Here is a 19,437-nt window from a genome sequence, read left to right as displayed (position 1 = left end):
TCTCCCTTAATCAAACTTCATGCGCGTGGCTTTCAGATTCACAATCGCTAACGCGCCAACCAGCAGGAAGATAAGCGTTGCGATAGCCGCCGCCAGGCCGAAGTCCTGACCGCCGCCGCCTTCAAAGGCGATGCGATAGGTGTAGCTCACCAGCAGGTCGGTATAACCGGCCGGGGTGGTGGTGCCGAGACGGTCCGGACCGCCGTTGGTCAACAATTGAATCAGGACGAAGTTGTTAAAGTTAAAGGCGAAGCTGGCGATCATCAGCGGCGTTAGCGGCTTAATCAGCAGCGGGAAGGTAATTTTAAAGAAGTTCTGGAACGGGCCGGCGCCATCCATTGCCGACGCTTCGTACAGATCGTCCGGAATCGCCTTCAGCAGCCCCATGCACAGGATCATCATGTACGGGTAGCCCAGCCAGGTGTTGACGATGATGATCATGGTGCGCGCGGTGGTCGGGTCGCTAAACCAGGCCGGCTTAATGCCGAACAGCGTGCTGAGCATCATGTTGATTTCACCAAAGCTCTGGTTGAACAGCCCTTTGAAAATCAGAATCGAAATAAACGACGGTACGGCGTACGGCAGAATCAGCAGGACGCGATAAATCGCTTTGCCTTTCAGCGCTTCCCACTGCACCAGGCAGGCGAGGATCATCCCCACCGCGACGGTCAGCACCACGGTCAGCACCGAGAACACCACCGTCCAGACGAAGATCGCGAAGAACGGTTTCTGAATGCCTTCATCGTGGAAGACGCGGGTAAAGTTGTCCCAGCCGATAGTCACAGTGTAGCCCGGGCTCAGCTTCTCATTGCCCCAGCTGCCGTCGGCGTTAATTGACTGGTAGAAGCCGATGTCGTTGTTCGGGCGGTATTTAACGTGGGTCTGATTGTTGGTCAGTACCCCGTCTTCGCCGAGGGTATACAGAGGCTGGGTACCGGAGAACTGGCGCAGGGAGCTCATGATGACTTTGCTGTCATCCGGCAGCACAGCGGTCAGCTGGTTCAGCGCGGTGCGATTCTGGGTAATCACGCGCAGGTTGGCGCGCTCGCCTTCTGGCAGGGCGTCGGTTTCTTTTAACGCCAGCTTCTGCTCGCCGCCAAATTTAAAGGCGTCAGAAAGGTAGTTTTTACCGCTTTCGCCGTCGGTCAGCGCCAGCTTCCACTCGTCACCCGCAGGGATCAGCGTGAAATTATAGGCTTTGCCGGCCTGGAAGGAACGATCCATCAGCACCTGCTGCGCACGCTCAAAGGTCAGCTGGTTGGTGCTGCTGTAGTTGGTAAACGCGATAGCGATAGTGCAGATCAGCGGAAACAGGACAAACAGGCCCATGCCGGCGAGGCCGGGATAAACATAGCGCCAGGCATAAGCCTTGCGATTAGCGAAAATATACAGGCCAACTGAGCTTAAAATCAGCGTCATGATGGCGAACAGGTACTCCCCCTGGGCGTACATCAAAACAACAAGGTAACCCACCAGCAGGCACAGTAAGCCAATCACAGACCATGTGAGTTGCGGGCTTTGCCACCAGTGTCTCTTTTTAACGGCATCCATGGGGATCATCCTCTACAGCGGTGAAAACTTATTTGTCAGGTGGCGCTTCGCTTGCCTGACCTACGGTCCGAGCCGTAGTGGTAGGGCGGGTAAGCGCACGCGCCACCCGCCGTTTTCTTACTTAGTGATACGGCTCTGTGCATCTTTCAGCGCAGCATCGACAGTCTGGCGACCGCTGGCGGCGTTGATAACCGCGGTACGAACGGCATACCAGAAGGCAGACATCTGCGGGATGTTAGGCATGATTTCGCCTTTCTGGGCGTTCGCCATGGTGGCAGCGATGCGCGGATCTTTTTCCAGTTTTTCCTGGAAGGATTTCAGCGCCACGGCACCCAGCGGTTTGTCGTTGTTAACGGCTTCCAGGCCCTGATCGGTCATCAGGTAGTTTTCGAGGAACTCTTTGGCCAGCTCTTTGTTCGGGCTGGCGGCGTTGATCCCCGCGCTCAGCACGCCAACGAACGGTTTCGATGGTTTGCCTTTAAAGGTTGGCAGCAGGGTCACGCCGTAGTTAACCTTGCTCTTATCGATGTTAGACCACGCCCACGGACCGTTGATGGTCATCGCGGTTTCGCCTTTGTTGAAGGCCGCTTCCGCGATGGAGTAATCGGTATCGGCATTCATGTGCTTGTTCTTGATCAGGTCAACCAGGAAGGTCAGGCCCGCTTTCGCGCCTGCGCTGTCCACGCCGACGTCTTTCACATCGTACTTGCCGTTTTCAAACTTGAACGCGTATCCGCCGTCGGCAGCGATCAGCGGCCAGGTGAAGTACGGTTCCTGCAGGTTGAACATCAGCGCGCTCTTACCTTTCGCTTTCAGTTCTTTATCCAGCGCCGGGATCTCTTCCCAGGTCTTCGGCGGGTTCGGCACCAGGTCTTTGTTGTAAATCAGGGACAGGGCTTCGACTGCGATCGGGTAGGCGATCAGTTTGCCGTTATAGCGAACCGCATCCCAGGTGAACGGATAGAGTTTGTCCTGGAACGTTTTGTCCGGGGTGATTTCCGCCAGCAGGCCCGACTGCGCGTAGCCGCCGAAACGGTCATGCGCCCAGAAGATGATGTCCGGGCCGTCGCCGGTCGCCGCAACCTGCGGGAATTTCTCTTCCAGCTTGTCCGGGTGTTCTACGGAAACTTTAATGCCGGTGTCTTTTTCAAACTTTTTACCCACTTCAGCGAGGCCGTTGTAGCCTTTGTCGCCGTTAATCCAGATAACCAGCTTACCTTCTTCAATTTTTGCGAGGGCAGAGGCGGAAAACATCATCGTGGTCAGTGCCGACAGCGCGAGGATGCGAGCGCCAGTTTTGATTTTCATATACCCGTCCTTTTTGGTGTTGTACTCGTGGATACACTTCGGTGGCTTAACGATGATGAGTTTCCTTTTTTAACAACCCCTTTCCATCCTCCCCAGGTCTACGCCCCACCCGCTGGTTGTGTGATCTCCATTGCAAAAACGGCCGTATTGCGTCCTGGAGCACAGAAAAAAGCGCCCAATTTTGTCGCCTCCATCACGAAATCACGCTCCGCCCGCCATCCCCCGCGGCGAGAGCCAATCTCTCATCCTCCCATCTCCTCCCCCATAAAAAAGCCGGGGGGTGGAGGATTTGCCTGCGTAATGAATGCCGCATAGTCGACCCATCTTGAATGTGACTGTTAGTGACAGGTTGTAACGAAGGGAGAAGGGCATGGCGAGCGTACAGCTGCGAAATGTAACGAAAGCCTGGGGTGACGTGGTGGTATCGAAAGATATCAATCTCGATATCCACGAAGGGGAATTCGTCGTGTTTGTCGGGCCATCGGGCTGCGGCAAATCTACCCTGCTGCGTATGATTGCCGGGTTAGAAACTATTACCAGCGGGGACCTGTTTATCGGTGACACCCGCATGAACGAGATCCCACCGGCAGAACGCGGCGTTGGGATGGTATTCCAGTCTTATGCACTCTATCCCCACCTTTCCGTTGCGGAAAATATGTCGTTTGGCCTGAAGCTGGCCGGCGCGAAAAAAGATCTGATTAACCAGCGGGTGACTCAGGTTGCGGAAGTGCTGCAGCTGGCCCATCTGCTGGAGCGTAAACCGAAAGCCCTCTCCGGCGGTCAGCGCCAGCGCGTGGCGATTGGTCGTACGCTGGTGGCAGAGCCAAGCGTTTTCCTGCTGGATGAGCCGCTTTCCAACCTCGATGCAGCCCTGCGCGTCCAGATGCGTATCGAAATCTCCCGTCTGCATAAGCGACTGGGCCGCACCATGATCTATGTCACCCACGATCAGGTGGAAGCGATGACCCTCGCCGACAAGATCGTGGTCCTCGACGCCGGCCGTGTGGCGCAGGTTGGGAAACCGCTGGAGCTCTATCACTATCCGGCTGACCGCTTCGTTGCCGGCTTCATTGGTTCACCGAAGATGAACTTCCTGCCGGTCAAAGTCACCGCGACGGCTATCGATCAGGTGCAGGTTGAACTGCCGAACCGTCAGCAAATCTGGCTACCGGTGGACAGCGCCAACGTGCAGGCGGGCGCCAATATGTCCTTAGGTATTCGACCGGAGCATTTATTGCCCAGCGATATCGCCGATGTAACCCTTGAAGGCGAGGTCCAGGTCGTCGAACAGCTCGGTCACGAAACGCAAATTCATATCCAGATCCCCGCCATCCGTCAGAACCTGGTTTACCGCCAGAACGACGTGGTGTTGGTAGAAGAGGGAGCCACATTCGCTATCGGTTTGCCGCCAGAACGTTGCCATTTATTCCGTGAGGATGGCACCGCTTGTCGTCGGCTGCATAAAGAGCCGGGCGTGTAAGGCTTCCCATTAAAAAAGCGCGAACCCGGCTGGCGATATACCGGCGAAGCGTGCAAAGAAAAGCAATGATCTCAGGAGATAGAATGATGATTACTCTGCGCAAACTTCCTCTGGCGGTCGCCGTCGCAGCAGGCGTGATGTCTGCTCAGGCGCTGGCTGTCGATTTCCATGGCTACGCGCGTTCCGGCATTGGCTGGACCGGCAGCGGCGGCGAGCAACAGTGCTTCAAAGCGACCGGCGCTCAAAGTAAATACCGTCTTGGTAACGAATGTGAAACCTATGCGGAACTGAAGCTGGGCCAGGAGCTGTGGAAGGAAGGGGATAAGAGTTTTTATTTCGATACTAACGTTGCCTATTCCGTGAATCAGGAAGATGACTGGGAAAGCACCTCTCCGGCGTTCCGTGAAGCCAACATCCAGGGTAAAAACCTGATCGACTGGCTGCCGGGCTCCACGCTGTGGGCGGGTAAACGCTTCTATCAGCGTCATGACGTTCACATGATCGACTTCTACTACTGGGATATCTCCGGCCCGGGTGCAGGTCTGGAAAACGTTGACCTTGGCTTCGGTAAGCTCTCTCTGGCCGCTACCCGTAACTCAGAAAGCGGCGGCTCTTATACTTTCTCCAGCGATGACACCAAAAAATATGCTGCGAAAACTGCCAACGACGTCTTTGATATCCGTCTGGCGGGTCTGGAAACCAACCCGGGCGGCGTGCTGGAGTTAGGGGTCGATTACGGCCGTGCTAACCCGCAGGATGACTATCGCCTGGAAGACGGCGCGTCGAAAGACGGCTGGATGTGGACCGGTGAACATACTCAGTCTATCTGGGGCGGCTTCAACAAGTTTGTGGTTCAGTACGCCACTGACGCAATGACCTCCTGGAACAGCGGCCACTCTCAGGGGACCAGCATCGATAACAACGGCAGCATGATCCGCGTTCTGGATCACGGCGCGATGGACTTCAACGATGACTGGGGCCTGATGTACGTGGCAATGTACCAGGACGTGGATCTGGACAGCAAGAACGGTTCTACCTGGTACACCGTGGGTGTCCGTCCGATGTACAAATGGACGCCGATCATGAGCACCCAGCTGGAAATCGGTTACGACAACGTGAAATCCCAGCGTACCAGCGAAAACAACAACCAGTACAAAATTACTCTGGCTCAACAGTGGCAGGCAGGCAACAGCGTCTGGTCTCGTCCGGCTATCCGTATCTTCGCAACCTACGCGAAGTGGGATGAAAACTGGGGCTACAGCAACACCTCCGGTCTGCAGACGAAAGACAGCAGCGGAAGCGGCGCTTTCACCTCCAGCCGCGGTGACGACAGCGAAGTTACCTTCGGTGCCCAGATGGAAGTGTGGTGGTAATACCGTCCGCAGGACGGGTGTAACCTGGGAGGGGCGTCAGCCCCTCCTGATTATTCAGGGTTAGCGCGCTATTGCCTGGCTACCGCTAAACCGATGCTATCCAAGGTGAGAAGAATGAAAATGAAGAAAACTCTCGTCGCTCTGTGTTTATCCGCAGGGATGTTGGCATGCGTGCCGGGGATGAGCCTTGCCGATGTTAACTTTGTACCGCAGAACACCAGCGCCGCGCCGGCTATTCCAGCCAGCGCGCTGCAGCAGCTGATCTGGACGCCTGCCGATCAATCAAAGACGCAGAGCGTTGATTTAACCACCGGCGGTCAACGCCTGGACGTCCCGGGGATCGTCGGACCGGTCGCCGCCTGGAGCGTGCCGGCCAATATCGGTGAGCTGACCCTGACGCTCGACAGCGAACTGAACAAACATAAGCAGATTTTTGCGCCGAACGTGCTGATTCTCGACCAGAACATGACGCCCGCGGCGTTCTTCCCCAGCAATTACTTTACCTATCAGCAGCCGGGCGTGATGACCGCTGACCGCCTGGGCGGCGTGATGCGCCTGACCCCGGCGCTGGGCCAGCAAAAGCTCTATGTGCTGGTGTTTACCACTGAAAAAGATCTCCAGCAGACCACGACCCTGCTGGATCCGGCGAAAGCCTATGCCAAAGGCGCTGGCAATGCGGCCCCGGATATCCCGGATCCGATCGCTAAACATACCACCGATGGCGTGCTGAAGCTGAAAGTGAAAACTAATAGCACTTCCAGCGTGCTGGTAGGGCCGCTGTTCGGCTCTTCCGGCCCGGGTCCGGTAACCGTCGGCAACACCGCGGCGCCGGTAGCCGCGCCAGCCGCCGCCGCGGCGCCGGCCGCCAAAAGCGAACCGATGCTCAGCGATACCGAAACCTACTTCAACAATGGTATTAAGCAGGCGGTGAAACAAGGTGACATCGACAAAGCCCTGAAATTGATGAACGAAGCTGAGCGCCTCGGCTCGAAATCCGCTCGTTCCACCTTTATCAGCAGTGTAAAAGGCAAGGGGTAATCGTCTCCCCACAATGCTGATGTTTAGGCACAGCCTTTAGGTGCATCCTCCGGGATGCACCTTTTTTTGCACGCGCGGCAGCCTGTTGCATGGCTGTTGCGTGAATGATCGTATATTGACGTTTGCCCGCCACCAACCGCCTATTCTGCGATACAATGCTTTCACGTTATGTACCGGAGAATCAGGCATGTCCCATCCTGCGCTTACGCGACTGCGTGCGCTGCGCTATTTTGCCGTTATGCCATCCCTGCCGCCGCCGCTAAGTGACTGGCTGCTGCTGGAGGACTCAATGACCCAGCGCTTTGAACAACAAGGAAAGCAGGTCACCGTGACCCTGGTTAACGAAGGGTATATCGGCCGTGACGCGCTGACTGACGAAGCGGCGCTGCTGCCCGACGAGCCGCGCTACTGGCTGCGGGAGATTATACTCAATGCCGATGGCGAGCCCTGGCTGGCCGGGCGCACGGTGGCGCCGGAGTCGACGCTGTGTGGTCCGGAGCTGGCGCTACAGCAGCTCGGGCAAACTCCGCTGGGCCGATACCTGTTTACGTCGTCGACATTAACCCGCGATTTTATTGAAATTGGTCGCGATGCAGCGCTGTGGGGGCGTCGTTCCCGCCTGCGGCTGAGCGGCAAACCCCTGCTGCTGACCGAGCTTTTTTTGCCTGCGTCGCCGTTGTACTAAGAGGAAGAAAAAATGGAGTGGAGTCTGTCGCAGAATAAGCTGTTGGCGTTTCATCGCCTGATGCGCACTGACAAACCGATCGGCGCTTTGCTGCTGCTGTGGCCGACGCTGTGGGCGCTATGGGTGGCCTCGCCGGGCGTCCCGCCGCTGTGGATCCTGGCGGTATTCGTCGCCGGCGTCTGGCTGATGCGCGCCGCCGGCTGCGTGGTGAATGACTATGCCGACCGAAAATTTGATGGTCACGTAAAGCGTACCGCCCGCCGTCCGCTGCCGAGCGGCGATGTTACCGAGAAAGAGGCGCGAACGCTGTTTATCGTGCTGGTGCTGCTCTCTTTCCTGTTGGTGCTCACCCTCAACACCATGACCATTCTGCTGTCGGTGGCGGCGCTGGCGCTGGCGTGGGTCTATCCGTTTATGAAGCGCTACACTCATCTGCCGCAGGTGGTGCTGGGCGCGGCCTTTGGCTGGTCGATCCCGATGGCCTTCTCGGCCGTCAGCGAATCGCTGCCGCTGAGCTGCTGGCTGATGTTCCTCGCCAATATTCTGTGGGCGGTGGCCTACGATACCCAGTATGCGATGGTGGATCGCGATGACGACCTCAAGATCGGCATTAAATCGACGGCGATCCTGTTTGGCGAAAACGATCGACTGATTATCGGTATTCTGCAGGTAGCCGTGCTGGCGCTGATGGGCGCGGTGGGTTGGCTGAATGGGCTGGGCTGGGAATATTACTGGTCGCTGTTCGTGGCGGCGGGTCTGTTTGGCTGGCAGCAGAAGCTTATCTTCAATCGCGACCGCGATAACTGCTTCAAAGCGTTTATGAACAATAACTACGTCGGGCTGGTGCTGTTCCTCGGCCTGGCGATGAGCTATCTGTAACCTCCTGTCCGCTGCCCCCCGGCATTCCGGGGGGCAGCAAACGCCGCGTTACGCGTCGTCCTGCGTGACGCTCTCAATGGTCAGTCGGACATCCGACGTAATCAAATCCGCCAGCATCCGATAAACCTTCAGGGTCTCTTCCGGCTCGGCGTCGCCGGTGTCGCTGATATAGCCTTCATCGCGCAGGGTCAACACCAGGGTGCTGAACACCGCTTTGTCGAAGAACTCCGGCGCATTGATGCCGTGTAGCACCGACAGACGCTGGGCCACGGTGCGACTCTCTTTTTCCAGCGAGCTGCGGTTGATCGCCGGGTTAGCGCTCAGCAGCCAGAAGGTGATGGCATAGCGCTGCAGCGTCTCGCGGGCGCCAGCGGCCAGCAGCTGCAGGGAGCGAGAGTGCGACGGGTTGAGGCTCATGACATCGCCATCGACGAGGATCAGCTCCTGACGCAGCATCTCGGCAATCAGCGCATCCACCACTCCGGCCAGCTCCGCTTTTTCCCAGCGCAGGAACAGCTCGGCCTTGAGGAACGGATAGAGTGTTTCCACATGACGCAGCACTTCGGCGCGGCTGAGATGACGATGCTGAGTCACCAGAGCGGCTAACAGCGACGGCATCACCAGCATATGGGCGATATTGTTGCGATAGTAGGTCATCAGCACCGCCTGCTCGCGCGGCAGGATGATGATGTCGCCAATGGTGTCCTTCTCCACTTCGAACTTGTTCATCTGCAGTGCATGATCGATGAGCTCGCTGGCCGAAGCGGATGGGGCGGTCGCATCCGGAGAATAGGGCACATTGCGCAGCAGCGCGAGGTAGCACTCTAACTGCTGGGTGAGCTGCTCACGGGTCAGCGAACGCTGGCGGGAGGCCAGTAGCGCCGTACAGCACAGGTTCATGGCGTTGGCCGCGCCGGCGTTATTGATGCGCACCATCAGGTCAGCGGCGATGCTATTCACCGTCGGCGTCAGCCAGGAGGGGCGAACCGCTTCGATCGGGTCGATCGCTTCCCGCCAATCCGGCACATGCTGGTTAAGATAGGTCATCAGCGGCAGCGGTTCGCCGAAGTTAACGTAACCCTGGCCCAGGTTGCGCAGCTTGCTTAAACCGCGCACCATCTGCGGCAGACTCTCTTTCTCTTTAGTGGCGCCGCGCAGCTCTTTGGCGTAGGTTCCTACCTCCATCACGTGCTCATAGCCGATGTAAATCGGCACCAGGGTGATCGGTCGGGTTCCGCCGCGCAGCATCGCCTGGATGGTCATCGACAGCGTACCGGTCTTCGGATCGAGCAGGCGGCCGGTACGGGAGCGGCCGCCTTCGACGAAATACTCCACGGAATAGCCGCGGCTGAACAGTTCGCCAAGGTATTCGCGGAACACGGTGGAATAGAGTTTGTTGCCCTTAAAGGTGCGGCGAATAAAGAAGGCGCCGAGGCGGCGGAAGATCGGCCCGGCCGGCCAGAAGTTGAGGTTGATGCCCGCCGCGATATGCGGAGGGACCAGCCCCTGATGGTACAGGACGTAGGAGAGCAGCAGATAGTCCATGTGGCTGCGGTGGCAGGGGACATAGACAATTTCATGGCCGTCGTGCGCCAGCTGGCGTACGCGCTCGGCGTTATGCACGTTGATGCCCTGGTACAGGCGGTTCCAGGTGAAGCCGAGAATGCGGTCGGTCAGGCGGATCATCTCGTATGAGAAGTTCGCCGCAATCTCTTCCATCAGCGCGATAGCGTTCTGCTGTGCCTTCTCGTGCGAAATTTTCTTGCTGCGCGCTTCGTCTTCCACCGCGCGGGCAATCGCTTTCGAGGCCAGCAGTTTATTAAACAGATCCTGGCGGGCCGGCAGACGCGGGCCAACGGCGGCCAGCCGCTGGCGGGCAAAATGCATGCGAGCGACGCGAGCCAGCTTCTGGGCGATGATCTTATCGGTACCGTGCTCATCCGCCATGCGGCGCAGCGAAACGGACGGCGAGAAGCGCACGAAGCTGTCGCGGCCGAGCCAGGAGACGGCGAAAAATTTCTGAATGCCGTTCAGCATCCGCAGCGGCGGATTGACTTCTCCTTTCTCGCGACCCGGCGAACGGCCGAACATGACCGAAACCGGCACCATTTGCACATCGAGGTCCGGATGGTTGCGGTGCAGATCGAGGTAATCGTGGAACAGCTTGATGGACTCTTCTTTTGGCGTGTAATAAGTAAATACGCGCGGCCCACCGTGGATGAATACGTAACGCGGCAGCAGGGCGCCGTCGATTTCCAGCGGTTCAAGCGGGTCAGGTAAATCATGCGCCAGGCATTGGGCGCGCAGCGTCAGCAGGTCCGCCTTCGAATTATAGGGCAGGACGTACATGACCGGACGCGAGGTATCGAGTCCTAATTCCTGGGCAGGCTCTGCCGGAATAGACTTGCTTTTTACCAGCACCTGTAATGGTAAATTCAGTAATTTATAGTAAATTCGTTGCCAGCCGGACATAAACGATGTGAAGCCTCTGGTTAATCATGCAAATGCGCGGCAAGAATAACAGAAAGTGGGCAAAATTTCCGTTACCACGCGGCAAACGCGCACACTCATCGACGTCATTTACGTAAAAAGGTTTTGTGATGGCCAATAATACCACCGGGTTAACCCGGATCATTAAGGCGGCAGGTTACTCCTGGAAAGGATTTCGCGCGGCGTGGATCAACGAGGCTGCGTTTCGTCAGGAAGGCGTCGCCGCTATCGTGGCCGTCGCGGTAGCCTGCTGGCTGGACGTCGACGCCATCACCCGCGTATTGCTGATTGGCTCGGTCCTGCTAGTGATGATAGTCGAAATTCTCAACAGCGCGATTGAAGCGGTTGTGGACCGTATCGGCTCGGATTTTCACGAGCTTTCAGGGCGCGCCAAAGATATGGGGTCGGCGGCGGTTCTGCTGGCGATTATCATCGCGCTGATCACCTGGGGAACGCTGCTGTGGAGCCATTATCACTAACGTTCTTCTCTAACCCTCGCAAAATATGAACAATCCGCCGATTTTTGTGTGCCATGTGGTTCCAAAATCACCGTTAGCTGTATATACTCACAGCATAACTGTATATACACCCAGGGGGCGGAATGAAAGCGTTAACGACCAGGCAGCAAGAGGTGTTTGATCTCATTAGGGATCATATCAGCCAGACGGGCATGCCGCCGACGCGTGCGGAAATTGCTCAGCGCTTGGGGTTCCGTTCCCCAAACGCGGCGGAAGAACACCTGAAAGCGCTGGCGCGTAAAGGCGCGATCGAGATCGTCTCCGGCGCTTCTCGCGGTATTCGCCTGCTGACGGAAGAAGAGCAAGGCCTGCCGCTGATCGGCCGCGTCGCCGCCGGTGAGCCGCTGCTGGCGCAGCAGCATATTGAAGGCCACTATCAGGTCGACCCGTCGATGTTTAAGCCCAACGCCGATTTCCTGCTGCGCGTCAGTGGGATGTCGATGAAAGACATCGGTATTCTGGATGGCGATTTGTTGGCGGTCCACAAAACCCAGGATGTGCGTAACGGCCAGGTGGTTGTCGCGCGTATCGATGAAGAAGTGACGGTGAAGCGTCTGAAAAAGCAGGGCAATGTCGTTGAACTGTTGCCGGAAAACAGCGAGTTTTCCCCGATCGTCGTCGATCTGCGCCAGCAGAGTTTTACCATTGAGGGTCTGGCCGTTGGCGTGATCCGTAATGGAGAATGGCTGTAGCGCCTGCCTCTGCGCAGCGTCATCTGTTGCGTGACGCTGCGACGTTTTTCCTCAATCAGGTCCTCAAACATGCTGCTCAACGCTGCCGATAAAGCGCTGTGGCGTCTTGCCCTCCCTATGATTTTCTCCAACATCACCGTCCCGCTGCTGGGGCTGGTGGATACGGCGGTGATCGGCCACCTGGACAGCCCGGTATACCTCGGCGGCGTAGCGGTCGGGGCGACGGCCACCAGTTTCCTCTTCATGCTGCTGCTGTTCCTGCGCATGAGCACCACCGGGCTCACCGCTCAGGCCTGGGGCGCCAAAGATCCGCAGCGCCTGGCGCGGGCGCTGGTGCAGCCGCTGGCCCTGGCGCTGGGCGCCGGGGTGCTGATTATCCTGCTTCGCCTGCCGCTAATTGACCTCGCTCTGCATATTGTCGGCGGCAGCGAGGCGGTGCTTGAGCAGGCGAGACGGTTTCTCGAAATTCGCTGGCTCAGCGCCCCCGCCTCGCTGGCCAACCTGGTGCTGCTCGGCTGGCTGCTGGGCGTCCAGTACGCCCGGGCGCCGGTTATTCTGCTGGTGGTGGGTAATCTGTTGAATATTGTGCTCGATCTGTGGCTGGTGATGGGCCTGCGGATGAACGTCCAGGGAGCGGCGCTGGCCACGGTCACCGCGGAGTACGCCACCCTCATTATTGGCCTGCTGATGGCGAAGCGGGTGCTGACGCTGCGCGGCGTGTCGCTGGCGATGCTGAAAAACGCCTGGCGCGGGGATCTGCGCCGTTTATTGGCGTTGAATCGGGACATCATGCTGCGCTCGCTGCTGCTGCAGCTGTGCTTTGGCGCGCTGACCGTATTCGGCGCCCGTCTGGGCAGCGAAATCGTGGCGGTTAACGCCGTACTGATGACCATGCTGACCTTTACCGCCTACGCGCTGGATGGCTTTGCCTATGCCGTGGAGGCTCACTCCGGCCAGGCCTACGGCGCGCGCGACGGTAGCCAGTTGCTGGAGGTGTGGCGGGCGGCCTGCCGGCAGTCCGGCATGGTGGCGCTGGCGTTTGCCCTGATTTACAGCCTGGCGGGGCAGTACATTATCGCGTTGTTAACCTCACTGCCTTCCCTGCAGCAACTGGCCGATCGCTATCTGATCTGGCAGACGATCCTGCCGGTGGTCGGCGTCTGGTGCTATCTGCTGGACGGCATGTTTATCGGCGCGACGCGCGGCGCTGAGATGAGGAACAGTATGGCGGTCGCCGCGGCGGGGTTTGCTGTGACGCTGCTTACGCTACCGATGCTTGGCAACCATGGTCTGTGGCTGGCGCTGGCGGTGTTCCTCGCCCTGCGCGGCCTGTCGCTGGCGCTGATCTGGCGTCGTCACTGGCGACGCGGCACATGGTTTAGTTAGTCATCTCCCGTCATTGCCGCTAGCCGTGACCTTCCCCGATCGCGCTACGCTTACAGGGCGATTCAATAGCCCGGCACAGCGTGGCGCAAGCCGGGAACATCCTCTTCGCGTTATCCCGCGGTGCGATGGTTAAAAATTCCGAATAACGAATCGACGCCAGCATTCTCATCTATAGTTAATACCATGTCCGGCACAAAACGGGCTGTAAACCCACCGAATGATGAGGACGTTATTATGAATAAAGACGAAATCGGCGGTAACTGGAAACAGTTTAAAGGTAAAGCCAAGGAACAGTGGGGCAAACTTACCGATGATGATATGACCGTAATCGAAGGGAAGCGCGACCAGCTGGTCGGCAAAATTCAGGAGCGTTACGGCTATGAGAAAGATCAGGCTGAGAAAGAAGTCTCAGACTGGGAGCATAAGAACGACTATCGCTGGTAGCGTTCCTTGATCCGAAGAATGAAGCATTTGTGTTAGTGCCTGTCTGAATGGCGCAGGGACGCGCCGTTAACCCTTTTTCCCGCTGCGGCAGCCGCTCAGCGGGCTTTCTTTTTGAGCTGAATAGTATGATCGTGCTGGCAGTGTCCCGGGGTGCTGCAGGCTTCGACTTCCACGCAGCCCGCGCAAAGCCCGTGAGCTTCTATCACATTGTGGCGCAGGGCAAACCCCATGCGGGCCGCCAGCGTATGCATGATATCTTCCACCCCTTCCGCCGCTTCTTCTTTTACCACGCCGCAGCGGTCGCAGATAAACATGGCCGAGCTATGGGTCGGCTGGTCGAACAGATGGCACAGCACATAGCTATTGGTTGACTCTACCTTATGGACAAAACCCTGCTCGAGTAAAAACTCCAGCGCACGGTAAACCGTCGGCGGCTTCGCCTGCGGCTCTTTTTCACGTAGCAAGTCCAGCAGATCGTAGGCGCTGATTGCCCCTTGCTGCAGGCTCATCAGGCGCAACACTTCCAGACGCTGTGGAGTCAGGCGTACGCCGCGCTGTGCGCAAAGCTTTTCAGCATGCGCTAACATCTCTTGCGAAGGGGTCTTATCCATGAGCATCCTCGGATTGCGTGAATTTGAATCTGTTACTTTATCACGTTCCTCAGAAAACACCGAGAGCCGGCAGGTGATACGGGTCATACTTCAGGTTGTCGGCACCGGCGCCCGTCCCGGGCGCTGGCCGCTTATTCTCGAGCAGACTACGCCTTAGCCGCTCGCTAAAACCACCATGTCCGATTTAATCACAACACGCCCGACCCTGGGTATGCTATATCTGAAGTGTCTCATTTTCGGGAGAAAACGATGAAACGACCTGATTGCATTCGCCACTGGCGCGAACTGGAAGGGCCCGACGATGCTACTTATCCCGACAGCCCGGAGCGTTTTTCAATCGGCGCGCCGCTGGGGCGAGGTTTACGTCTCAACCGGCTGGGGATCCACCACGAGCGGCTGCCGCCCGGGCGGCGCACCTCTTATCCACACGCGGAGAGCGATGAGGAAGAGTTCATCTACGTGCTGGAGGGCTATCCGGAAGTGTGGATAAACGGCTATCTCTGGAAGCTGGAGCCCGGCGACAGCGTGGGTTTTCCCGCTGGTACCGGCATCTGCCACACCTTTCTCAATAATACCGAGCAGGAAGTTCGTCTGCTGGTGGTGGGCGAGGCCAACAAGAAGTACAACCGCATTTATTACCCGCTCAATCCCGGCTATGCCGCGACGCGCCAGGATCGTTGGGTTGACCATCCGCCGCAGTTCTTCGGTCCACACGACGGCAAGCCGCGGAAAAAGTAATCATTTCAGGTGAGGGGCGAAGCGCGGCGCACTATGCGCCTGTGGTGTATCTTTATGCTATAGTAGCGCCCCTTTTTACCCGGATGCTTATTTATTCGCCATGATGCCTGAATCAACGTCACCTGTTTTCCCTGCTCACCGCTTCTCCATCGCGCCGATGCTCGACTGGACCGACCGACACTGCCGCTACTTCCTGCGGCTGCTGTCGCGGCATACGCTGCTGTATACCGAAATGGTGACCACCGGGGCGATTATTCACGGCAAAGGGGACTATCTGGCCTATAGCGAAGAAGAGCACCCGGTTGCTCTGCAGCTCGGCGGCAGCGATCCCCAGGCCCTGGCGCAGTGCGCGAAGCTGGCCGAGGCGCGCGGCTATGATGAGATCAACCTCAACGTCGGCTGCCCCTCCGACCGCGTGCAGAACGGTATGTTTGGTGCTTGCCTGATGGGCAATGCGCAGCTGGTGGCCGACTGTATCAAGGCGATGCGCGATGTGGTGTCGATTCCGGTCACGGTAAAAACCCGTATCGGTATCGACGACCAGGATAGCTATGAGTTTCTGTGCGATTTCATTGAGACGGTCTCCGGCAAGGGCGAGTGTGAGATGTTTATTATTCACGCCCGCAAAGCCTGGCTCTCTGGGCTGAGCCCGAAAGAGAACCGCGAGATCCCGCCGCTGGATTACCCCCGCGTCTGGCAGCTGAAGCGCGATTTCCCCCACCTTACGATGGCGATCAACGGCGGCATCAAATCGCTGGACGAAGCCAGAGTACAGCTTGAGCATATGGATGGGGTGATGGTCGGGCGTGAGGCCTATCAGAACCCGGGCATTCTGGCCTCGGTCGACCGCGAAATTTTCGGCGTCGCCGGCGCGGATGCCGATCCGGTAGCGGTGGTGCGAGCCATGTACCCCTATATTGAGCGCGAGCTCAGCAAGGGCACCTATCTGGGCCATATTACCCGCCATATGCTGGGGCTGTTTCAGGGGATCCCTGGCGCTCGCCAGTGGCGTCGCTACCTGAGCGAAAATGCGCATAAAGCCGGCGCCGATATTGCGGTGCTGGAGCATGCCCTGAAGCTGGTGGCCGATAAACGTTAATTTCTGACCAAAACCTGGTGAAATTGACCACGCCTCGCGCACTGACGCGGGGCGTTTTCTTTTAAAGTCAAGTGCTTATGTTTGGCATGCTTTTTGTAATACCTGCAGAGTGAAGTATTCATTTTTTGGGGAGAGAACCATGCTGGAACTGCTATTTGTCATTGGATTTTTTGTCATGCTGCTGGTCACCGGTGTATCGCTGCTGGGGATTATCGCGGCAATCGTGGTGGCGACGGCGCTGATGTTCGTCGGCGGGTTGTTCGCCTTGATGATCAAATTACTGCCGTGGCTGCTGCTGGCGGTGGCGGCGGTGTGGGTTATTCGGGCGCTGAAATCCCCGAACGGAAATGCTTTTCGCGACAATAACCGTTGGCGTTACTAAGGTATTGAGGGGTGCGTCACAACCTGAACAATTTTGCAGACAACCGCGTAGGCATTGCTGCGCAAATCTGTCACTATTAGCGCGTTAACGAATTCATCGCGCTGTACCCTACATACAGCCGAACTAAAAAAAAGTAAGGGCTTCCCAGGTGGAAGCCCTAAACTTTTGCCCCTTCTGCCAACTTATGGCAGCAGCAAACTCGAACCCTGCGTCACCCGGCTCTCCAGAACTTCATGCGCCCGCCGCGCTTCGCTCAGCGGATAGATCTGACTTTCAGCCACGTCCACTTTAATCACCCCGCTGGCGATCAGCGAAAACAGTTCACTGCAGGCTTCCTCCAGTTCTTCCCGGTTGGTGATATAGCCCTGCAGCGATGGGCGAGTGACGTACAGGGAGCCTTTTTGATTCAGGATCCCCAGATTAACGCCGGTCACCGGACCGGAGGAGTTACCAAAGCTGACCATCAGGCCGCGGCGCTGCAGGCAGTCCAGAGAGGCCTCCCAGGTATCTTTCCCCACCGAGTCGTAGACGACGGCCACTTTCTTACCGTCGGTGAGCGCCTTGAGCCGCTCCACGATAGACTCCTCGCGATAGTTAATCACCTGCCAGGCGCCCGCCTCTTTGGCGCGCTGCGCTTTCTGCGCGCTGCCGACGGTACCGATAAGTTTCGCCCCCAGCGCTTTCGCCCACTGACAGGCTATCAGCCCCACGCCGCCAGCGGCCGCGTGAAACAGGAACATCTCATCAGGCTTAATTTCATAGGTTTTGCGCAGCAGATACCAGACCGTTAATCCTTTGAGGAACGACGCGGCGGCCTGTTCGAAAGAGATAGCGTCCGGCAGGACCGCCGCTTTGTCGGCCAGCACATTGTGTACCGTGCTGTAGGCGCCGAGCGCCGATTGGGCGTACACCACCCGATCGCCTACCTTAATATGCGTGACCCCATGGCCAACTTTACTGACGATGCCGGCCGCCTCGGTGCCCAGGCCGCTCGGCAGCGACGGCGGCGGATAGAGGCCGCTGCGAACATAGGTGTCGATATAGTTGATGCCGATGGCTTTGTTTTCGACCTGAATCTCATGTTCTGCGGGATCGCGTGGCGTGAACTCAACCGCCTGAAGCACCTCCGGTCCCCCGTGTTTCGAAAATTCGATGCGTGTTGCCATGTTCGCTCCTGTGTTGTTCCGAGATTATTCAGTAAGCTTAACAGCCTGCGCCGGCGGCGACGGATTTTCTTACCCGCCTCAGGCCTGCCACGCTTAATGGGTTCTTTAGCGGCAATGGCTTTCTCGCTATACTGTCACGCTCTTTTCCGGATCGGTGAAATGTTAGGCTATGGCAGGAAATAAACCCTTCAACAAACCACAGACAGAAACCCGCGAACGCGATCCGCAGCTCGCCGGGCTGAAAGTCCCGCCGCACTCGATTGAAGCGGAGCAGTCGGTGTTGGGCGGTTTAATGCTGGATAACGAGCGCTGGGACGACGTCGCCGAACGCGTCGTTGCCGACGACTTTTATACCCGTCCGCACCGTCATATTTTTACCGAGATGGCGCGCCTGCAGGAGTCCGGCAGCCCGATTGACCTGATTACGCTCGCCGAGTCGCTGGAGCGTCAGGGGCAGCTGGACAGCGTGGGCGGCTTCGCCTATCTGGCCGAACTGTCCAAAAACACGCCCAGCGCGGCTAACATCAGCGCCTATGCCGACATCGTGCGCGAACGCGCGGTGGTGCGCGAAATGATTTCGGTGGCCAACGAGATCGCCGAAGCCGGCTTCGACCCGCAGGGGCGAACCAGCGAAGATCTGCTCGACCTTGCCGAATCCCGGGTTTTCAAAATCGCCGAAAGCCGGGCCAACAAAGACGAAGGGCCGAAGAACATCGCCGATGTCCTCGATGCCACTGTCGCCCGTATCGAACAGCTGTTCCAGCAGCCCCATGACGGCGTCACCGGGGTCAATACCGGCTACGACGACCTCAACAAAAAGACCGCCGGCCTGCAGCCGTCGGATCTGATTATCGTCGCCGCCCGTCCATCGATGGGTAAAACGACCTTCGCGATGAACCTCGTGGAAAACGCGGCGATGCTGCAGGACAAACCGGTATTAATCTTCAGTCTCGAGATGCCCTCGGAACAGATCATGATGCGTTCTCTGGCCTCGCTGTCGCGCGTCGATCAGACCCGCATTCGTACCGGTCAACTGGACGACGAAGACTGGGCGCGGATCTCCGGCACCATGGGCATCCTGCTGGAAAAGCGCAATATCTATATCGATGACTCCTCCGGCCTGACGCCGACGGAGGTGCGCTCCCGCGCGCGGCGTATCGCCCGCGAGCACGGCGGCATCGGACTGATTATGATCGACTACCTGCAGCTGATGCGCGTGCCGTCGCTCTCCGACAACCGTACCCTTGAGATTGCCGAAATCTCCCGCTCGCTGAAGGCGCTGGCGAAAGAGCTGCAGGTGCCGGTGGTGGCGCTGTCGCAGCTTAACCGCTCGCTGGAGCAGCGCGCCGATAAGCGCCCGGTCAACTCCGACCTGCGTGAGTCCGGCTCTATCGAACAGGATGCCGACTTAATCATGTTCATTTACCGTGATGAGGTCTATCACGAGAACAGCGATCTTAAAGGCATCGCGGAAATTATCATTGGTAAACAACGTAACGGCCCGATCGGCACCGTGCGACTGACCTTTAACGGCCAGTGGTCGCGTTTCGATAATTATGCCGGTCCTCAGTATGATGATGAGTAATCCTTCCGCCTT

Annotated in this window: 19 protein-coding genes; 13 read left to right on the top strand and 6 right to left on the bottom strand. The window is 57.8% G+C overall.

Features of this window, described 5'->3' with window-relative positions:
* Positions 1-6: 6 nt before the first annotated feature.
* Together malF and malE are read right to left on the bottom strand one after the other, a co-directional pair.
* A complete protein-coding gene (gene malF / locus DR88_RS23265) occupies positions 7-1,551 on the bottom strand; it encodes a maltose ABC transporter permease MalF (protein WP_032443783.1) in 1,545 nt (514 codons plus the stop codon).
* 117 nt (positions 1,552-1,668) lie between these two features.
* Positions 1,669-2,859 carry a maltose/maltodextrin ABC transporter substrate-binding protein MalE gene (malE, locus tag DR88_RS23270; RefSeq protein ID WP_009309456.1) on the bottom strand — a complete coding sequence of 397 codons (1,191 nt, stop codon included), beginning with the start codon at positions 2,857-2,859 and terminating at the stop codon, positions 1,669-1,671.
* Positions 2,860-3,229: 370 nt separating this feature from the next.
* On the opposite strand from malE, the gene malK reads away from it, so the two are divergent.
* The 5 genes from malK (at position 3,230) to ubiA (ending at position 8,314) form a co-directional block, all read left to right on the top strand.
* Complete coding sequence (gene malK / locus DR88_RS23275) at positions 3,230-4,339, top strand: maltose/maltodextrin ABC transporter ATP-binding protein MalK (protein ID WP_002884743.1); 1,110 nt, start codon at positions 3,230-3,232, stop codon at positions 4,337-4,339.
* An 83-nt stretch (positions 4,340-4,422) separates the two neighbouring features.
* A complete protein-coding gene (locus tag DR88_RS23280; protein ID WP_002884747.1) occupies positions 4,423-5,712 on the top strand; it encodes a maltoporin in 1,290 nt (429 codons plus the stop codon).
* Between the two features lie 114 nt (positions 5,713-5,826).
* The gene (gene malM, locus DR88_RS23285) at positions 5,827-6,750 is read left to right on the top strand and encodes a maltose operon protein MalM (RefSeq protein ID WP_004151749.1); all 924 of its coding nucleotides are present in this window, start codon (positions 5,827-5,829) and stop codon (positions 6,748-6,750) included.
* A gap of 187 nt (positions 6,751-6,937) precedes the next feature.
* Complete coding sequence (gene ubiC / locus DR88_RS23290; RefSeq protein ID WP_002884807.1) at positions 6,938-7,435, top strand: chorismate lyase; 498 nt, start codon at positions 6,938-6,940, stop codon at positions 7,433-7,435.
* A gap of 12 nt (positions 7,436-7,447) precedes the next feature.
* The gene (ubiA, locus tag DR88_RS23295; RefSeq protein WP_004221868.1) at positions 7,448-8,314 is read left to right on the top strand and encodes a 4-hydroxybenzoate octaprenyltransferase; all 867 of its coding nucleotides are present in this window, start codon (positions 7,448-7,450) and stop codon (positions 8,312-8,314) included.
* Between the two features lie 48 nt (positions 8,315-8,362).
* Here ubiA and plsB read toward each other — a convergent pair whose 3' ends face one another.
* On the bottom strand, positions 8,363-10,786 hold the full coding sequence (plsB, locus tag DR88_RS23300; RefSeq protein ID WP_004146606.1) for a glycerol-3-phosphate 1-O-acyltransferase PlsB: 2,424 nt from the start codon (positions 10,784-10,786) through the stop codon (positions 8,363-8,365).
* 128 nt (positions 10,787-10,914) lie between these two features.
* Between plsB and DR88_RS23305 the strand changes: the two genes are divergently transcribed.
* The 3 genes from DR88_RS23305 to dinF all read left to right on the top strand — a co-directional run bounded on the left by DR88_RS23305 (position 10,915) and on the right by dinF (position 13,400).
* On the top strand, positions 10,915-11,283 hold the full coding sequence (locus DR88_RS23305; RefSeq protein WP_002884819.1) for a diacylglycerol kinase: 369 nt from the start codon (positions 10,915-10,917) through the stop codon (positions 11,281-11,283).
* Between the two features lie 122 nt (positions 11,284-11,405).
* Entirely contained in the window at positions 11,406-12,014 is a 609-nt protein-coding gene (gene lexA / locus DR88_RS23310) for a transcriptional repressor LexA (RefSeq protein ID WP_002884822.1), read from the top strand.
* Positions 12,015-12,083: 69 nt separating this feature from the next.
* Positions 12,084-13,400, top strand: coding sequence for an MATE family efflux transporter DinF (gene dinF / locus DR88_RS23315; protein ID WP_025862140.1), 1,317 nt, complete (start codon positions 12,084-12,086; stop codon positions 13,398-13,400).
* Positions 13,401-13,419: 19 nt separating this feature from the next.
* Here dinF and DR88_RS30265 read toward each other — a convergent pair whose 3' ends face one another.
* A complete protein-coding gene (locus DR88_RS30265; RefSeq protein ID WP_032443782.1) occupies positions 13,420-13,569 on the bottom strand; it encodes a hypothetical protein in 150 nt (49 codons plus the stop codon).
* A gap of 65 nt (positions 13,570-13,634) precedes the next feature.
* On the opposite strand from DR88_RS30265, the gene DR88_RS23320 reads away from it, so the two are divergent.
* Complete coding sequence (locus tag DR88_RS23320) at positions 13,635-13,844, top strand: CsbD family protein (protein ID WP_004151747.1); 210 nt, start codon at positions 13,635-13,637, stop codon at positions 13,842-13,844.
* Between the two features lie 95 nt (positions 13,845-13,939).
* Here DR88_RS23320 and zur read toward each other — a convergent pair whose 3' ends face one another.
* Entirely contained in the window at positions 13,940-14,455 is a 516-nt protein-coding gene (gene zur, locus DR88_RS23325) for a zinc uptake transcriptional repressor Zur (protein WP_002884931.1), read from the bottom strand.
* Positions 14,456-14,704: 249 nt separating this feature from the next.
* On the opposite strand from zur, the gene DR88_RS23330 reads away from it, so the two are divergent.
* From DR88_RS23330 to pspG, 3 genes are all read left to right on the top strand, one after another.
* Positions 14,705-15,193 (top strand): cupin domain-containing protein, encoded by a 489-nt coding sequence (locus DR88_RS23330; protein ID WP_002884935.1) that lies wholly within the window; start codon positions 14,705-14,707, stop codon positions 15,191-15,193.
* Between the two features lie 100 nt (positions 15,194-15,293).
* Positions 15,294-16,292 (top strand): tRNA dihydrouridine(20/20a) synthase DusA, encoded by a 999-nt coding sequence (dusA, locus tag DR88_RS23335; RefSeq protein ID WP_004214118.1) that lies wholly within the window; start codon positions 15,294-15,296, stop codon positions 16,290-16,292.
* 139 nt (positions 16,293-16,431) lie between these two features.
* Positions 16,432-16,674 carry an envelope stress response protein PspG gene (pspG, locus tag DR88_RS23340; RefSeq protein ID WP_009484997.1) on the top strand — a complete coding sequence of 81 codons (243 nt, stop codon included), beginning with the start codon at positions 16,432-16,434 and terminating at the stop codon, positions 16,672-16,674.
* A 182-nt stretch (positions 16,675-16,856) separates the two neighbouring features.
* Here the strand turns inward: pspG and DR88_RS23345 are convergent, their stop codons facing one another.
* On the bottom strand, positions 16,857-17,840 hold the full coding sequence (locus DR88_RS23345; protein ID WP_002884941.1) for a quinone oxidoreductase: 984 nt from the start codon (positions 17,838-17,840) through the stop codon (positions 16,857-16,859).
* 169 nt (positions 17,841-18,009) lie between these two features.
* Here DR88_RS23345 and dnaB point away from each other — a divergent pair, with 169 nt between their 5' ends.
* Positions 18,010-19,425: a replicative DNA helicase gene (gene dnaB / locus DR88_RS23350; protein ID WP_002884942.1), complete on the top strand. Its 1,416-nt coding sequence runs from the start codon at positions 18,010-18,012 to the stop codon at positions 19,423-19,425.
* Positions 19,426-19,437 lie beyond the last annotated feature (12 nt).

It is taken from the genome of Klebsiella pneumoniae, from assembly GCF_000742135.1.
In the GTDB taxonomy this organism is placed as follows: Bacteria; Pseudomonadota; Gammaproteobacteria; order Enterobacterales; family Enterobacteriaceae; genus Klebsiella; species Klebsiella pneumoniae.
Note: the sequence above shows the minus strand (reverse complement) of the source record. Positions and strands in the feature narration are given on the sequence as shown.

Coding starts and splice junctions, on each gene's coding strand:
- malF (WP_032443783.1), bottom strand. CDS start 1,551: ATGGATGCCGTTAAAAAGAGACACTGGTGGCAAAGCCCGCAACTCACA.
- malE (WP_009309456.1), bottom strand. CDS start 2,859: ATGAAAATCAAAACTGGCGCTCGCATCCTCGCGCTGTCGGCACTGACC.
- malK (WP_002884743.1), top strand. CDS start 3,230: ATGGCGAGCGTACAGCTGCGAAATGTAACGAAAGCCTGGGGTGACGTG.
- DR88_RS23280 (WP_002884747.1), top strand. CDS start 4,423: ATGATGATTACTCTGCGCAAACTTCCTCTGGCGGTCGCCGTCGCAGCA.
- malM (WP_004151749.1), top strand. CDS start 5,827: ATGAAAATGAAGAAAACTCTCGTCGCTCTGTGTTTATCCGCAGGGATG.
- ubiC (WP_002884807.1), top strand. CDS start 6,938: ATGTCCCATCCTGCGCTTACGCGACTGCGTGCGCTGCGCTATTTTGCC.
- ubiA (WP_004221868.1), top strand. CDS start 7,448: ATGGAGTGGAGTCTGTCGCAGAATAAGCTGTTGGCGTTTCATCGCCTG.
- plsB (WP_004146606.1), bottom strand. CDS start 10,786: ATGTCCGGCTGGCAACGAATTTACTATAAATTACTGAATTTACCATTA.
- DR88_RS23305 (WP_002884819.1), top strand. CDS start 10,915: ATGGCCAATAATACCACCGGGTTAACCCGGATCATTAAGGCGGCAGGT.
- lexA (WP_002884822.1), top strand. CDS start 11,406: ATGAAAGCGTTAACGACCAGGCAGCAAGAGGTGTTTGATCTCATTAGG.
- dinF (WP_025862140.1), top strand. CDS start 12,084: ATGCTGCTCAACGCTGCCGATAAAGCGCTGTGGCGTCTTGCCCTCCCT.
- DR88_RS30265 (WP_032443782.1), bottom strand. CDS start 13,569: ATGAGAATGCTGGCGTCGATTCGTTATTCGGAATTTTTAACCATCGCA.
- DR88_RS23320 (WP_004151747.1), top strand. CDS start 13,635: ATGAATAAAGACGAAATCGGCGGTAACTGGAAACAGTTTAAAGGTAAA.
- zur (WP_002884931.1), bottom strand. CDS start 14,455: ATGGATAAGACCCCTTCGCAAGAGATGTTAGCGCATGCTGAAAAGCTT.
- DR88_RS23330 (WP_002884935.1), top strand. CDS start 14,705: ATGAAACGACCTGATTGCATTCGCCACTGGCGCGAACTGGAAGGGCCC.
- dusA (WP_004214118.1), top strand. CDS start 15,294: ATGATGCCTGAATCAACGTCACCTGTTTTCCCTGCTCACCGCTTCTCC.
- pspG (WP_009484997.1), top strand. CDS start 16,432: ATGCTGGAACTGCTATTTGTCATTGGATTTTTTGTCATGCTGCTGGTC.
- DR88_RS23345 (WP_002884941.1), bottom strand. CDS start 17,840: ATGGCAACACGCATCGAATTTTCGAAACACGGGGGACCGGAGGTGCTT.
- dnaB (WP_002884942.1), top strand. CDS start 18,010: ATGGCAGGAAATAAACCCTTCAACAAACCACAGACAGAAACCCGCGAA.